General features: G+C 36.1%; 13 protein-coding genes. 11 read left to right on the plus strand and 2 right to left on the minus strand.

Going from position 1 to position 15639, the window contains the following annotated elements; all coding sequences use genetic code 11:
* Positions 1-5: 5 nt before the first annotated feature.
* The 10 genes from murG (at position 6) to ileS (ending at position 11342) form a co-directional block, all read left to right on the plus strand.
* Positions 6-1097: an undecaprenyldiphospho-muramoylpentapeptide beta-N-acetylglucosaminyltransferase gene (gene murG, locus A5880_RS12200; RefSeq protein ID WP_086329304.1), complete on the plus strand. Its 1092-nt coding sequence runs from the start codon at positions 6-8 to the stop codon at positions 1095-1097.
* 48 nt (positions 1098-1145) lie between these two features.
* Positions 1146-2162: a cell division protein FtsQ/DivIB gene (locus A5880_RS12205; protein WP_256924771.1), complete on the plus strand. Its 1017-nt coding sequence runs from the start codon at positions 1146-1148 to the stop codon at positions 2160-2162.
* A gap of 161 nt (positions 2163-2323) precedes the next feature.
* Entirely contained in the window at positions 2324-3652 is a 1329-nt protein-coding gene (gene ftsA, locus A5880_RS12210; protein WP_086329305.1) for a cell division protein FtsA, read from the plus strand.
* Positions 3653-3678: 26 nt separating this feature from the next.
* Positions 3679-4929: a cell division protein FtsZ gene (gene ftsZ / locus A5880_RS12215; protein ID WP_086329306.1), complete on the plus strand. Its 1251-nt coding sequence runs from the start codon at positions 3679-3681 to the stop codon at positions 4927-4929.
* A 15-nt stretch (positions 4930-4944) separates the two neighbouring features.
* Positions 4945-5622, plus strand: coding sequence for a YggS family pyridoxal phosphate-dependent enzyme (locus tag A5880_RS12220; RefSeq protein WP_086329307.1), 678 nt, complete (start codon positions 4945-4947; stop codon positions 5620-5622).
* A 13-nt stretch (positions 5623-5635) separates the two neighbouring features.
* Entirely contained in the window at positions 5636-6244 is a 609-nt protein-coding gene (locus tag A5880_RS12225; RefSeq protein WP_086329308.1) for a cell division protein SepF, read from the plus strand.
* Positions 6245-6255: 11 nt separating this feature from the next.
* Positions 6256-6528 (plus strand): YggT family protein, encoded by a 273-nt coding sequence (locus A5880_RS12230; protein WP_179190391.1) that lies wholly within the window; start codon positions 6256-6258, stop codon positions 6526-6528.
* 22 nt (positions 6529-6550) lie between these two features.
* The gene (locus A5880_RS12235; protein WP_086329310.1) at positions 6551-7333 is read left to right on the plus strand and encodes a YlmH family RNA-binding protein; all 783 of its coding nucleotides are present in this window, start codon (positions 6551-6553) and stop codon (positions 7331-7333) included.
* 19 nt (positions 7334-7352) lie between these two features.
* A complete protein-coding gene (locus A5880_RS12240) occupies positions 7353-8063 on the plus strand; it encodes a DivIVA domain-containing protein (RefSeq protein WP_086329311.1) in 711 nt (236 codons plus the stop codon).
* Between the two features lie 489 nt (positions 8064-8552).
* Positions 8553-11342: an isoleucine--tRNA ligase gene (gene ileS, locus A5880_RS12245; protein WP_086329312.1), complete on the plus strand. Its 2790-nt coding sequence runs from the start codon at positions 8553-8555 to the stop codon at positions 11340-11342.
* Positions 11343-11423: 81 nt separating this feature from the next.
* Here ileS and zwf read toward each other — a convergent pair whose 3' ends face one another.
* Both zwf and efaR read right to left on the minus strand, forming a co-directional pair.
* The gene (zwf, locus tag A5880_RS12250) at positions 11424-12944 is read right to left on the minus strand and encodes a glucose-6-phosphate dehydrogenase (RefSeq protein ID WP_086329313.1); all 1521 of its coding nucleotides are present in this window, start codon (positions 12942-12944) and stop codon (positions 11424-11426) included.
* Between the two features lie 40 nt (positions 12945-12984).
* A complete protein-coding gene (gene efaR / locus A5880_RS12255) occupies positions 12985-13632 on the minus strand; it encodes a transcriptional regulator EfaR (protein ID WP_086329314.1) in 648 nt (215 codons plus the stop codon).
* 457 nt (positions 13633-14089) lie between these two features.
* Between efaR and glpK the strand changes: the two genes are divergently transcribed.
* Positions 14090-15595 carry a glycerol kinase GlpK gene (gene glpK / locus A5880_RS12260; RefSeq protein ID WP_086329315.1) on the plus strand — a complete coding sequence of 502 codons (1506 nt, stop codon included), beginning with the start codon at positions 14090-14092 and terminating at the stop codon, positions 15593-15595.
* The last annotated feature ends 44 nt before the right edge of the window (positions 15596-15639 follow it).

A 15639-nucleotide genomic window follows, 5' to 3' on the forward strand; every position in this document is an offset into this window, starting at 1 on the left:
GAATTATGAAAATATTAATTACAGGCGGCGGAACAGGTGGTCATATCTATCCAGCCTTGGCTTTTGTGAACCACATGAAAAAAGTAGAACCTGCTACTGAGTTTATGTATGTAGGCACTGAAAATGGTTTAGAAAACCAAATTGTCCCTAAATATGACATTCCGTTTAAAACGATTAAAATTCAAGGGTTTCGTAGATCATTAAGTCCAGAAAATCTCAAAACAGTCTATCTTTTTCTTAATAGTATTGGCAAAGCAAAGAAGATTATTCGAGAATTTCAACCAGATGTTGTGATTGGAACGGGTGGTTATGTATCAGGTTCTGTGGTATATGCCGCAAAACAATTGAAAATCCCTACAATTATACACGAACAAAACAGTATTCCAGGAATGACAAATAAATTTTTAAGTAGATATGCGACGAAGGTTGCTATTTGTTTCCCAGATGTGGCAGAGTATTTTCCAAAAGAAAAAGTAGTTTTAACAGGAAATCCAAGAGCACAAGAAGTAGTAACAATTGAAAAAACACAAGTTTTAAGTGAGTACTCACTAGATCCAGATAGGAAAACAGTCGTTATTTTCGGTGGTAGTCGTGGTGCGTTAAAAATCAATCAAGCATTTATTGAAGCTTTACCTCTCTTTGAACAAAAAGAATATCAAGTTCTTTATGCTTCTGGAGATCGATATTATAAAGAATTACAAGAAAAATTAAATCTTATCGAAAAAAAATTGACAAACATCAGCATTCAGCCTTATATTGATAAAATGGCAGAAGTTTTAGCTTCCGCGGATTTGATGGTTGGACGAGCAGGAGCAACATCTATTGCAGAGTTTACTGCACTAGGATTACCAGCAATTTTAATTCCTAGTCCGTATGTCACAAATGATCATCAAACAAAAAATGCACAAAGCTTAGTAAAGTCTGGCGCAGTTGAAATGATTACTGATCAAGAACTGACAGGTCATTCGCTAGTGAAAGCCATTGACGAGATTTTATTAGATGAAAAACGACACCAGCAAATGGCTGACGCTTCAAAACATGAAGGGATTCCAGACGCAAGTGATCGACTTTACAAAGTGGTAAGAGACATCACTTGATAGGGGGTGTGAAAGATTAGTAAGAAAAAGGAAAATCCTGAAAAAAAAGTGGAAAAAAGTATCAATTCCAATGAACAACCAGAAGAACAATCGCTAACACCTTGGCAAAAAGAAAATCTAGAATACTTGAAAACCCAGGGGGATCAACCAGCTTGGAGCCCATCTGTAGTAGATGGAGAAAAAGAAGAGCAAGAAGATCCAGAGGTTGAAGAAAGAACAACAGAGTCGGAAGATCAAGAGATTACCACAGATAATCCTGAAGACCAAGAGAAGCTAAAAAGTACTTACGAATCTTTTGCAGACCGCTTACCAAAAATAAAAAAAGTTAGAAATAAGCGTCTGTATCGTCGTCTCACGTTGATCGTTTCTGTCTTTTTAATTGCAATCATAATTGTGCTTTATTTTGTTTCACCCCTTAGTAAGTTAGGGAAAGTCACAGTTACAGGGAATAATTCTGTAGATAGCCAAAAAATCATTACGCAATCCAAACTTGAGTCAGGAAAAAGTTTATGGGAACAATTTGGCGATCGAAAAATTTACGAACAAAAGATTAAGCGGCAATTACCTCGAGTAAAAAAAGCATCTATTGCTTTGAGTGGCATTAATTCATTCAATATAAAAATTGATGAATACAAAGTGGTGGCATTAGAATCTGTTAGTGGCGTCTATCACCCAATTTTGGAAAACGGAAAAGTTTTACCTGAAGAAATGGCAGCACCAGAAAGTGGTATGCCTGTATTCCAAAATTTCCAAGATCAGTCAACGATCCAAAACTTAATGAATTCTTATAAGAAACTTCCCGAAAATTTGAAACAAAATATTTCTGAAATTCGTTATGCGCCATCAAATTCTAATAAAGAATTAATCAATCTTCACATGAAAGATACGAATATAGTGATTGTCAATATTTCTCAATTAGTAGAGAAAATGGCGTATTACGAGAGGATAGCAGGCCAATTAGATAAGCCTGGAACGATTGATATGGAAGTTGGAATTTTTTCATATCCTTTCGATAATGGTGCGACTGAAGAAAGTGTAGAAGAATCTTCACAGCCTGTAGAATAAAGTTAATGAAAATAAAAGAATAAAATAGTAGAATCTGCTTTCTAAAAGACCCATGTTTATGGTAAAATTGAAAGAAGTGAGTATTCATAAAAAATATATATGCAAATGGGCATTTCTTGTCTGTTTACATATTGGAATTAATAGGAGGAGGAACCCCATTCATGGCAAAGACAGGAATGTATGTAGGCCTTGATATTGGTACAACATCAGTAAAAGTTGTAGTGGCTGAATTTATTGAAGGTCAAATGAATATCATTGGCGTAGGAAACGCAAAATCTGATGGATTAAATCGAGGAATCATTGTCGATATCGATAAAACAGTAAACGCGATTCAAAGAGCAGTAAGACAAGCAGAAGAAAAAGCGGGAATTCAAATTAAAAGTGTGAATGTGGGGTTACCAGCAAACTTACTTGAAGTAGAGAATTGCCAAGGAATGATCGCTGTAAGTAGTGAGTCAAAAGAAATCACTGATGAAGATGTAAGAAACGTAGCATCGGCAGCTCTGGTTCGTTCAACTCCTCCTGAACGCCAAATCGTAGCAATTTTACCTCAAGAATTCACGGTAGATGGATTTGAAGGGATCAAAGATCCTAGAGGAATGATTGGCGTTCGTTTAGAAATGTTTGGTGTTGTCTTTACAGGACCGAAAACGATTATTCACAATACTAGAAAATGTGTTGAAAAAGCTGGTTTAACAGTAAACGAATTAGTTATTATGCCGTTAGCTTTGACTGAAACAGTCCTTTCAGACGGAGAAAAAGACTTTGGAACAATCGTCATCGATATGGGTGGCGGACAAACAACGACTTCAGTGATGCATGATAAACAATTGAAGTTTACCCATGTTAATCAAGAAGGTGGAGAATTTGTCACTAAAGATGTTTCTATTGTATTGAATACATCATTTAATAACGCAGAAGCATTGAAGATCAATTATGGAGATGCTTTCCCTGAAAGAACATCCGTAAGTGAAGAATTTCCAGTTGATGTGATCGGTAAGTCTGAACCTGTAAAAGTTGATGAACGATACCTTTCAGAAGTGATCGAAGCAAGAGTTGAACAAATCTTCAAGAAGTCAAAAGAAGTGTTAGACGAAATTGATGCTTTAGAACTTCCTGGTGGTGTGATTTTAACTGGTGGAGGCGCAAGCCTACCAGGTGTTGTTGATTTAGCACAAGAAATTTTTGATGCAAGTGTTAAACTATATGTTCCAAATCACATGGGATTACGTAATCCAGTGTTCACGAATGTGATTAGTATTGTGGAATATTCTGCACAGCTAAACGACATCTATCATATTGCTAAAGGTGCAATTCCAGGAGAGAAAATCAAATCATCAAAACCGGCAATTGCTGTCCAACAAGAAGTAAATTATGAAACGACTTATGCAGATGTACCACAAGAAGACTATGATGATTCTGATATACATGAATCTGGCGAAAAAGTCACAGGTAAGATTAAAGACTTCTTTTCAAACATTTTTGACTAACAACTAAAACAGGAGGAAACGATACTATGGAATTTTCTTTAGACAATAACATTAACAATGGCGCTGTCATCAAAGTTATCGGTGTAGGCGGCGGCGGCGGAAATGCTGTTAACCGCATGATCGAAGAAAACGTCAAAGGCGTTGAATTTATCGCTGCAAATACAGATGTTCAAGCCCTTAAAAACTCAAACGCAGAAACAGTGATTCAACTTGGACCTAAGTATACACGTGGTTTAGGTGCAGGATCACAGCCTGAAGTTGGCCAAAAGTCAGCAGAAGAAAGTGAACAAGTAATCTCTGATGCCTTACAAGGCGCAGATATGATTTTTATCACTGCTGGTATGGGTGGTGGAACAGGAACGGGTGCCGCTCCTGTGGTAGCTAAAATCGCTAAAGAATTGGGCGCATTGACAGTAGGTGTTGTTACAAGACCATTTAGCTTTGAAGGACCAAAACGCGGCCGCTTTGCAGCAGAAGGAATTGCTCTTTTAAAAGAAAATGTTGACACATTACTGATTATTTCAAACAACCGTCTATTAGAAGTCGTTGATAAGAAGACACCGATGCTTGAAGCATTCCGTGAAGCGGATAATGTACTACGTCAAGGAGTACAAGGAATTTCAGATTTAATCACAGCACCTGGTTACGTAAACTTGGACTTCGCTGATGTGAAGACTGTTATGGAAAATCAAGGAACAGCTTTAATGGGAATTGGTGTTGCTAGCGGTGAAGACCGTGTGATTGAAGCTACTAAAAAGGCTATTTCATCTCCGTTGTTAGAAACATCTATCGATGGTGCTGAACAAGTCCTATTAAACATCACTGGTGGTTTAGATATGACCTTGTTTGAAGCGCAAGATGCTTCTGATATTGTTACAAGTGCTGCAACAGGAGATGTAAACATTATTTTAGGTACTTCTATCAATGAAGACCTAGGTGATGAAATCCGAGTAACGGTTATTGCAACAGGAATCGATCCTTCGAAAAAAGATCGTAAACCTCAACGTCAAAATAGACCGGCTCAAATCCAAACAGTTCAACAAGCACCTGTGTTGGATATGGAACAATCAAAACCATCACAGCCTCAACCACAAGAAGAGACTAGTGCTTTTGGTGACTGGGATATCCGTCGTGAACAAAACGTGCGACCTAAAGTAGAAGATACAACATTTGAAAATGTTGAGAAAAAAGATTTTGAAACATTTCATCGTGAAGAACCATCACAAAATAATGATGATGAACTAAACACACCACCATTTTTCCGCAGAAAAAGATAGGAGCGATTTTTACACATGCTAGTTGAAAATTTAGAAAAAATTAATCAAGAGATTCTGCTAGCATGTAAAAAAGCTCAGCGGTCAAACAATGATATTACTATGATTGCTGTGACCAAATCAGTGGGAAATGAAACAGCCAAGGAACTAGCTGAACTTGGTATTGAGAATATGGCTGAAAACCGAGTAGATAAATTACTCGAAAAAAAAATGGCACTGGAAAAATTTTCGTCTATTAAGTGGCATTTGATTGGTAATTTACAGCGTAGGAAGGTAAAATTAATAATCAACGAGATAGATTATTTTCATGCTTTAGACAGTTTAAAATTAGCTGAAGAAATTCAAAAACGAGCAGAGAAGCAAATTTCCTGTTTTGTAGAAGTCAATATTACTGGGGAAGAAAGCAAGCACGGTTTTAAATCAGATGAAGTAATTGAATTTATACGTCAATTAGCATCATTTGATAAGATAAAAGTTGTAGGATTAATGACTATGGCACCACTTGCTGCATCTGATCAAGAACTTCATGAAGTTTTTTCAAAGCTAAAAGAACTGCAAACAGCGATAAATAATTATCATCTGTCATATGCACCGTGTACAGAACTTAGCATGGGAATGAGTAATGATTTCCCTGTTGCTATTGAAGAAGGTGCAACTTTTGTACGAATCGGAACAGCAATTTTCAGAGGTGCGTAAAGGAGGGGAATCTATGTCAATTTTTAGTAAAAATGCGTTATCGAGCTTTTTTGGACTATCTGGTGAAGATGAATATGATAATTATGATGAATATGAAGAGCAAAAGGTTGTGAATGAACAACCAAGACAGACGGTTCGGCAACAAGCGCCAGCTCAGGTTCAAAGACCTACCACAGCTGAGCCTTTAACCGAAAAACCATCTGCTCGTTATCGTTCAACAGAAACGCATCAAGATAAAAAAGAAAGCCGTCAGGAAACAGCATTTAATGAGAAAAAGGTTGTCTCCATGCGTAGTTCTAATAATTCAAATACTAAACGTGCGCAAGAAACACAAAGTTCAGGTAGACCAGGTAAGATCACTATTATTGAACCACGAGTTTATTCTGAAGCAATGAACATTGCAAAACATATTATTGCAAGTGATGCGGTATTGATTAATTTTCATCTAGTAGAAGAAAATCAAGCAAGAAGAATTGTTGACTTTCTTACTGGGACTGTTTACGCTTTGGATGGAGACATTCAACGTGTGGGGGATGAAATTTTTCTTTGTACGCCATCAAGTATAGAAATCGATAGTGCCACAGCTCAATCATTAGCTAAAAAGCAATTATTTGATTTTTAAGTCAGGAGGTAATTATTATCGCTTTATTTATATTCCTACTTTATAAAGGTGTTCAGATTTATACAGGACTTTTAATCATTTATGCATTGCTATCTTGGTTCCCTGGTGCTTATGATTCTACATTTGGACGCTTGATTGCAAGAATTTGCGAACCATATCTAAGTATATTTGATCGATTGAATTTAAGAATAGGCATGATTGGTTTCAATGTACTGATTGCAATCATTGTATTGAATTTAGTAGCTAGTGGTCTAGGAAGAATTTTACAATCAATCATGTATTAATAAAAGAAAGGATGATTTATCTATGAACGCAAATGTGTATCAACATTTTCGCAAAGATGAGCATCCTTTTATTGATTCTGTTGGTGATTGGCTTGAACAAGTTGAAAGCCAGTATGCACCTTATTTAACAGACTTTTTAGATCCCAGACAAGCATATATCTTAGAAACGCTGATACGACAAAATAGTGAGCTTAAGTTTGATTTTTATGGTGGATATGAGCAAGCTGAACGTAAAAGATGTTTAATCTATCCTGATTATTATCAAACGAAGCAAGATGATTTTGAGGTAGAATTGGTTGAAATCATTTATCCTATAAAATTTTCTACGCTATCTCATGGAAAAATTCTAGGAACTTTAGTCAATACAGGGATTAAACGCGAATATTTCGGGGATATTATTTCTGACGGTCAGAGATGGCAAGTTTTGGTGGCTAAAGAAATAGCTAATTTTGTCATGACTCAGGTAGAAAAAATAGGAAAGATATCGGTAAGATTAGAAAGTAGAAAATATACTGAGATGATTATTCCAAAAGACGATTGGACGCATGAACGAACAACAATAAGTTCTTTACGTCTGGATAATTTGATTGCTAGCGTATATAATATATCTAGACAGAGATCGAAACAGTTGATCGAATCTGGAAAAGTCAAAGTGAATTGGACGGAAAATGTAAGACCTGATTTTTTAGTAGACTTATTAGATATTGTGTCTATTAGAGGTTTTGGGCGAGTCCAAATTCAAGAGTTAGAAGGTAAGACGAAAAAGGACAAGTTTCGTTTGTTATTGGGGGTTCTACGAAAATAATCCAAAGAGGTGAAGGAATATGGCATTAACTCCATTAGATATTCAAAACAAGAATTTCTCTACGAAAATGAGAGGGTACAATCAAGACGATGTCGATGATTTCTTAGATCAAGTAACGAAAGATTATGAAGACGCACTTCAAAAAAATCGTGAACTTGAAAAATCATTAAAACATGCAGAAGAAAAATTACAATATTTCAATGAATTAAAAGATGCGCTGAATCAATCGATTATCGTTGCTCAAGATACAGCAGACAAAGTGAAAACGAGTGCGAATAAAGAATCTGAAGTGATTGTTACATCTGCTGAAAATACAGCAAATGAAATGATTTCATCTGCTGAAAAGCGCTCAAGTAATCTAATTACATCTGCGGAAGAAAAAGCAAAAGAAATATTGACTGATGCAACAGATCGCGCCCGTCAATTAGCTGCTGAAACGGATGATTTGAAGAAAAAAACACGTGTCTTCCACCAACGTTTAAGTTTGATGTTAGAAGCGCAACTGGAGCAAGTTAAGAGTGAGGAATGGAATGAACTATTGAAACCATTCTCTAGCTATGTAAGTGATTCACATACTGTTATCAAAGAAGTTTTGGCAAAAGAACTTGATAAGGATGAAGAAGTAGCTCCAACTTCGACCCCTGTTGAAACAGTAGATAAGCCAACACTTGAACAAGCTGCGATTGATCCAAAGGCAATGCTTGATTTATTAAATAAAAATCCTGAATAAGACTGTAAACAAATAGAACAGAAAAGTCAGTATCCATTCTTTAAAGCGAGTCAATGATAGTGAAAGATTGACAGACCCTGGTATTGAAAAGATCCTCTATTTTACTCAAATTTGAATGTAGTAGAATTTGACGACTGATTTCGTTAACAATCATAGAGGAGATAATTGATTTTAATTGATTATTTTAAATTTGGGTGGTAACACGAGTACTTTCGTCCCTTGGGATGAAGGTACTTTTTGTTTTGCTGTGAATCACCATAAGTTACTCTAAATCTCAGTTTTATAAATCACGAAGAACAAAGTGAATTGTAAAAACGCAGTAAAAGATGTTTGAAAGATAAGATTTGCCTGATGATTTATAGGAGTTAAAGTTTTAATCATAGAAAAGCTACGATTTGCTTTGCTAAAGTAGATATCGAACTAAATTACACGATACAAAGCAGTTGAATGTATAATCAATAGTTATAAATGAAAGTGAGGAAATAAAAAATGAAAATGAAAGAAACATTACAGTTGGGAAAAACAGCTTTTCCAATGCGTGGGAACTTGCCAAACCGTGAAGTTGAATGGCAAAAAGAATGGGAAGAACAAAAAATTTATGAAAAACGTCAAGAATTAAATGAAGGGAAGCCAACATTTGTTTTACATGATGGACCGCCATATGCAAATGGAAATATTCATTTAGGGCACTCTTTAAATAAAATCAGTAAAGACATTATCATCCGTTCAAAATCAATGTCTGGATTCCGTTCTCCTTATGTTCCTGGATGGGATACACATGGATTACCAATTGAGCAAGTATTGACAAACAAAGGTATCAAAAGAAAAGAAATGACTTTAGCTGAATATCGTGAAAAATGTGAAGAATATGCCCGCTCACAAGTGGACACACAACGTGAAGATTTCAAGCGTTTAGGTGTAGCGGGGGATTGGGAAAATCCTTATGTCACATTAGATCCATCTTATGAAGCTGCTGAAATCCGTGTATTTGGGAAAATGGCTGAAAAGGGATATATCTATAAAGGGCTAAAACCAATTTATTGGTCGCCATCAAGTGAATCTTCATTAGCAGAAGCCGAAATTGAATACAAAGATGTTAAATCGCCATCTATCTATGTGACATTCAAAGTGGTTGATGGAAAAGGTCTTTTAGATACAGATACATCATTCGTGATTTGGACAACAACACCATGGACACTTCCTGCTAACTTAGGAATTTCAGTTAATCCAGATTATCAATATGTTGTTGTTAAGGCTTATGGTAAAAAATATGTTGTGGCTAAAGACCTTTTAGATACAGTAAAAGAAGCAATTGGTTGGGAAGAAGTAGAAGTTGTGGAAACTATTTCAGGGAAAGACATGGAATATATGACTGCACAACATCCTTTCTATGATCGTACATCTTTAGTCATGTTAGGAGACCATGTAACATTAGATGCTGGTACTGGTTTAGTTCACACCGCTCCTGGGCATGGTGAAGATGACTATATCGTTGGTAGAAAATACAACTTAGATGTTCTTTCTCCTGTGGATAACCGAGGCGTATTCACTGACGAGGCTCCTGGTTTTGAAGGAGTTTTCTATGATAAAGCAAATCCTATGATTACAGCCTTACTTGATGAAAAAGATGCATTATTGAAATTAGATTTCTTTACTCATAGTTATCCACATGATTGGCGTACGAAAAAACCGGTTATTTTCCGTGCAACACCGCAATGGTTTGCGTCAATCGATAAATTCCGTCAAAATATTTTAGATGAAGTAGAAAAAGTGGATTGGATTTTACCTTGGGGAAAAACACGTTTATACAATATGATTCGTGACCGTGGGGATTGGGTCATTTCTCGTCAACGTGCTTGGGGTGTACCTTTACCAATCTTCTATGCAGAAAATGGAGAAGCAATCATTACACCAGAAACAATCGAGCATGTAGCAGAATTATTTGCTGAGCATGGTTCAAATATTTGGTTCAAACGTGAAGCAAAAGAATTATTGCCAGAAGGTTATACGCATCCTGGGTCTCCAAATGGTGTATTTACAAAAGAAAATGATATCATGGATGTTTGGTTTGACTCTGGTTCTTCTCATGAAGCGGTCTTACGTCAACGTCCAGAGCTGACGTTCCCTGCTGATATGTACTTGGAAGGTTCTGATCAATATCGTGGTTGGTTTAATTCAAGTATTACAACCAGTGTAGCAATCAATGGTGTTGCGCCTTACAAAGCTGTGTTATCGCAAGGATTTACTTTAGATGGTGAAGGACGCAAAATGAGTAAGTCACTAGGGAACACAATTGTGCCTGATAAAGTGATTAAACAAATGGGTGCGGATATTTTACGCTTGTGGGTAAGTAGTGTAGATTATGAAGCAGATGTACGTGTGTCAATGGATATTTTGAACCAAGTATCTGAAGTTTACCGTAAAATCCGTAATACAATGCGTTTCTTATTGGCTAATACAAGTGATTTTGAACCTCAAGAACATGCGGTAGCATATGAAGAATTACGTTCTGTGGATAAATATATGATGGTTCGTTTAAATCAAGTAATCAAAGAAATTCGTGAAAAAGGCTATGAAAAATATAATTTCATGCAAATCTATCGCTCTGTGATGAATTTCTTAACAGTTGATTTGTCTTCATTTTATTTAGACTTTGCTAAAGATGTGGTCTATATTGAAGCAGAAGATAATTATCAACGTCGTTGTATGCAAACTGTGTTCTATCAAACAGCCGTAGCCTTAACAAAATTATTAACACCGATCATTCCTCATACATCTGAGGAAATCTGGAGCTTCTTAAAAGAAGAAGAAGACTATGTTCAATTAGCCGAGTTCCCAGGATATGAAGAATTTGCTAATCAACAAGAATTACTAGATACGTGGGCAGCCTTTATGGACTTTAGAGATGATGTCTTAAAAGCGTTGGAAGAAGCCCGTAATTCTAAATTAATCGGTAAATCATTAGAAGCGAAAGTAAGGATTTATCCAAATGAACAAGTTCGTCAGTTATTGACAGCGGTAGATGCAGATGTTGCACAATTAATGATTGTTTCAGGATTTGAAGTTGCGACAGCAACTGACGTGGTACCTGAAAGTGCGATAACATTTGAGAACATGTCAATTCTTGTGGAAAAAGCAGAGGGTGAAACATGTGATCGTTGCCGTGCAGTACGCACAGATGTTGGTGAACATGAAACATTACCTCATTTATGCGGTCGTTGTGCGACAATCGTTGAGGAAAATTATCCAGAAGCTGTAGCTGAAGGATTTGAAGAATAATAACCAAAGTCTATGATTAATAGATAAGAAGAATGTTATACTAAAAAAACAATCAGCTCACATCGGAGCTGATTGTTTTTTTTAATTTAGTTTTCCTCTTTCACGATACCAAGCATCTGGTTGCCAATCCCAAGAAAAACCGTCTTTTTCTAATAGTTCAAAAGCAGCATCTGGTCCCATTGAACCTGCTGAATAATTAGGGAAGTCAATAGTTGTTTTATCCCAAGCTTGACGGATAATATCAACGATACGCCAAGATTGAGCGACCTCATCCCAATGAGAGAAGTTTGTTCCGTCTCCATTTAAACTGTCTAATAGAAGTTTTTCATAAGCTTCAGGACTATTGCCTGTTGTTTCTGCACTATGGCGATAATCTAATTTTACTGGTGTTGTTGTAAAGCCTTGTCCGATTTCTTTCCCATTTAAAGTCATTGAAAAACCTTCTGTTGGTTGAATATAGATCGTCAAGACGTTTGGTGGTAGATCCGTTTTTTCTCCGCATTTATCGATGTCGTCTTTAAAGACATTAACAGGAACTTGTTTAAAGACGATATTAATGCGAGTACCCTTTTCTGTTAGTCTTTTTCCTGTGCGGACATAAAAGGGAACACCAGACCAACGGAAATTATCAATTAGGAATTTTCCAGCAACAAAGGTTTCTGTCTGAGAATTTTCATCGACATTTGGTTCTTCTCGATAACTAACAAACGTATTGTCTTCCAGTTTTCCCTCGCCGTATTGTCCTCGAACAAAATTTTCTAATGCCTCTTCTTCTGAATAAAGGCGAATCGCTTGGAGTGCTTTAACTTTTTCCGTACGAATTTCAGTTTCAGAGAAGGCTACAGGTGGCTCCATAGCAAGCAAGGCAACAACTTGTAAAATATGGTTTTGAACCATGTCTTTTAATGCACCACTATGCTCATAATAGCCACCACGATCTTCTACTCCAAGACTTTCGGCAAAAGTAATTTGGACATTATCGATGTAACGATTATTCCATTGCGATTCAAAAATGTTATTGGCAAAGCGAATAGCAGAGATATTTTGGATCATTTCTTTTCCTAAGTAGTGATCGATTCTAAAAATATCTTTTTCAGGAAAAACAGCACGAATTTCTTCATTTAATTGATACGCAGAATCATAGTCTGACCCAAATGGTTTTTCAATGATTAATCGATCAAATCCTTCGTCAGTTAAGATTTCTTGTGATTTTAGGTGCTGAACAATGGTGCCAAAGAATTGAGGAGCCATTGCTAAGTAGTAGATATGATTACCGCCTAATTTATATTGATCATTTAATTTATCGGATAATTTTTTTAAAGTATCATAATGCTCAGAGTCATTCACATTATGAGATTGGTAATAAAAATGACTTGAAAAAGCATCGGCTTCTTCTTGCGTTGGCTTTAATTCTTGAATTGTTTCACGAACGATTTCGCGATAATGATCATCAGACCATTCTCTACGAGCCGTACCAATAACGGCGAAATGTTCAGCTAGATTTCCTTTGCGGTATAATCGGAATAAAGAGGGATAAAGTTTTCTTTTCGCCAAATCTCCTGTGCCGCCAAATATAGTAAATAGAGCAATTTGTTCTTTCATTGTGTTCCCCGCTTTCTAATTGTCTGTATAAGCCTGCGATTTATAATTGATCAACAAAAATGGTGCTTGCGGCTTTATAACTGATTGCTAAATTTTTTGTATGGTTACTGATATTAATTGGTCCTTCATACGCTGCAATCTCATTGATCGTATATTCTTCATGAATGTTCAAATCAATAGATACTAGGTAATCCAGCAATTCTTTTTCATCTAAAACACGAGCAATTCGAATTTTTGTGCCTACAGGATAGTCTGCTAGTGTTTGACGTTTTTCTTCGTGAACAGGTTGATCGTCATCTGGAATTACTCCGCCATGAGGACAAAATTTTGGTTGTTCTAGATAAGCGGATAAGCGATTTGCCAGTGTTTGTGAAGTAACATGTTCTAAAACTTCGGCTTCATCATGTACTTCGTTCCATGAATAGTTTAAGTGTTCAACTAAAAATACTTCCCATAAGCGATGTTTACGTATCAGCGTACTGGCTTTTTTTAACCCCGATTCTGTTAGTTGAACGCCTTGGTAAGGTGAATGTTCAACAAGACCTTCTTTTACTAATTTTGAGATCATTTCACTTACAGATGCGGCAGAAACATTTAAGCCAGAAACGATTTGTTTGTTATTGATTTTATTTTCATCGCCACCTAATTCAAAAATCAACTTTAGGTAGTCTTCGCGATTTGGGGTCATAATTTTCATCCTTTCAAAGAAGCCATCAGACTAAGTTTATCAGAAAATTCTTTTTTTGACCATTTAATAAGATATTAATCTTAAAAAAAATTACAGAGGTGCTTTTAAAAATAAGACGGTGTGAAAACACAGTATTGATAACGTTTTCTAGTTGCTTGTTTTTTTTAAGATCCTTTTTTATTTTTTTACATAACAGTGAAAAAGATACTATTAAAAATTAATTAGAGTTTCTGATTTCATTGAAAAAATAGGTGTCTTAATAATTCTTGAGAAATAAAGGAATTTAGTAGGGTACTGTGATGAATGCAAGGGAATCGATGCTTTTAAAATTGGGGAATTTAGGGTTATTTTTAAAGCCACTTTGTTTCCAGCTTTTCTTTTTTATTATGATAGATATGACTTTTATCTTCATTTTGCTTTATAATGAAAGTATCATTTGTTGAGGGGCGAACAAGACGTGAAACAAAGAAAATATATATTATCTATAGATCAAGGAACAACAAGTTCTCGTGCGATTATTTTTGATCAAACTGGAAGTGAAATTGCGAAAGCACAAAAAGAATTGAACCAGCATTTTCCTCAACCAGGTTGGGTGGAACATGATGCTAACGAGATATGGCATTCAGTACAATCAGTTATTGCGGATGTGCTGATTGAATCAAAACTAAAACCGGCCCAAATCAAGGCGATTGGTATTACAAATCAACGGGAAACCACTGTTGTTTGGGACAAGAAGACCGGCGAGCCAATTTATCATGCAATCGTTTGGCAATCAAAACAAACAAGTGAAATTGCAGATCAGTTAAAAGAGAAGGGCTATCAAGATTTTTTCCAAGAACGAACAGGACTAATTATTGATTCTTATTTTTCTGCAACAAAAGTCAAATGGTTGTTAGAAAGTGTGGCTGGAGCAAAAGAGAAAGCTGAAGCAGGACAATTATTATTTGGTACGATTGATACATGGTTATTGTGGAAGCTTACTGGTGGGAAGGTTCATAAAACAGATTACACCAATGCTAGTCGAACGATGTTATTCAATATTCATTCATTAGACTGGGATCAAGAAATTTTGAATATTTTAGATATTCCTAGAATGATGTTGCCAAAAGTATGCTCAAATGCTGAAATATATGGCTATACAGAAGACTATCATTTTTATGGAGAAAATATTCCCATCGCTGCAATGGCAGGAGACCAGCAAGCGGCTTTATTTGGCCAAGCGGCTTTTGAGAAAGGGATGGTTAAAAATACTTACGGTACGGGCGCTTTTATTGTGATGAATACCGGTGAAAAAGCGATTTTATCTAAAAATGGGTTACTGACAACAATTGGTTATGGGATTGCTGGAAAAGTAACGTATGCTTTAGAAGGTAGTATTTTTGTTGCAGGTTCTGCGATTCAATGGTTGCGTGATGGGTTGAAATTGTTTGAAGATGCTAGTCAATCAGAAGAATTAGCTAATCAAGTCAGCGATTCTGACGGTGTCTATGTTGTACCTGCATTTACTGGTTTAGGTGCTCCTTATTGGGATCAAGATGCTCGAGGCGGAATTTTTGGTCTTACTCGAGGAACGACGAAAGAACATTTGATTCGTGCAACCTTGGAGTCGATTGCTTTTCAAACAGCTGATGTGATTAAGACGATGGAAGATGAATCCAAGATCAACATTAAATTATTGCGGGCAGATGGCGGAGCCTCTAAAAATGATTTGTTAATGCAATTTCAGGCGGATATTATTGATAAACCAGTTGAAGCGTCAATTTTTTCTGAAACAACCGCTTTAGGAGTTGCTTATTTGGCAGGATTAGCAGTTGGCTTTTGGAAAGACTTAGATGAAATCAAAACATTTACCCATAGTGGTAAACGCTTTGAGGCTCAAATTACGGATTCAAAACGGAATCAACTATACGACGGTTGGTTACAGGCAGTACATGCAACGATGAGCTATCAATCAAATAGCTAAAAAATTGAAAGATAAGCGTTTGACAAGGTGTATGTTCAATCGCT

This window comes from Enterococcus sp. 4G2_DIV0659 (assembly GCF_002140715.2).
GTDB lineage: Bacteria > Bacillota > Bacilli > Lactobacillales > Enterococcaceae > Enterococcus_L > Enterococcus_L mansonii.

What these genes read in the sequence shown, in the direction of transcription:
- murG (WP_086329304.1), top strand. Translation starts at nt 6, where the DNA reads ATGAAAATATTAATTACAGGCGGCGGAACAGGTGGTCATATCTATCCA.
- ftsA (WP_086329305.1), top strand. Translation starts at nt 2,324, where the DNA reads ATGGCAAAGACAGGAATGTATGTAGGCCTTGATATTGGTACAACATCA.
- ftsZ (WP_086329306.1), top strand. Translation starts at nt 3,679, where the DNA reads ATGGAATTTTCTTTAGACAATAACATTAACAATGGCGCTGTCATCAAA.
- A5880_RS12220 (WP_086329307.1), top strand. Translation starts at nt 4,945, where the DNA reads ATGCTAGTTGAAAATTTAGAAAAAATTAATCAAGAGATTCTGCTAGCA.
- A5880_RS12225 (WP_086329308.1), top strand. Translation starts at nt 5,636, where the DNA reads ATGTCAATTTTTAGTAAAAATGCGTTATCGAGCTTTTTTGGACTATCT.
- A5880_RS12235 (WP_086329310.1), top strand. Translation starts at nt 6,551, where the DNA reads ATGAACGCAAATGTGTATCAACATTTTCGCAAAGATGAGCATCCTTTT.
- A5880_RS12240 (WP_086329311.1), top strand. Translation starts at nt 7,353, where the DNA reads ATGGCATTAACTCCATTAGATATTCAAAACAAGAATTTCTCTACGAAA.
- ileS (WP_086329312.1), top strand. Translation starts at nt 8,553, where the DNA reads ATGAAAATGAAAGAAACATTACAGTTGGGAAAAACAGCTTTTCCAATG.
- zwf (WP_086329313.1), bottom strand. Translation starts at nt 12,944, where the DNA reads ATGAAAGAACAAATTGCTCTATTTACTATATTTGGCGGCACAGGAGAT.
- efaR (WP_086329314.1), bottom strand. Translation starts at nt 13,632, where the DNA reads ATGACCCCAAATCGCGAAGACTACCTAAAGTTGATTTTTGAATTAGGT.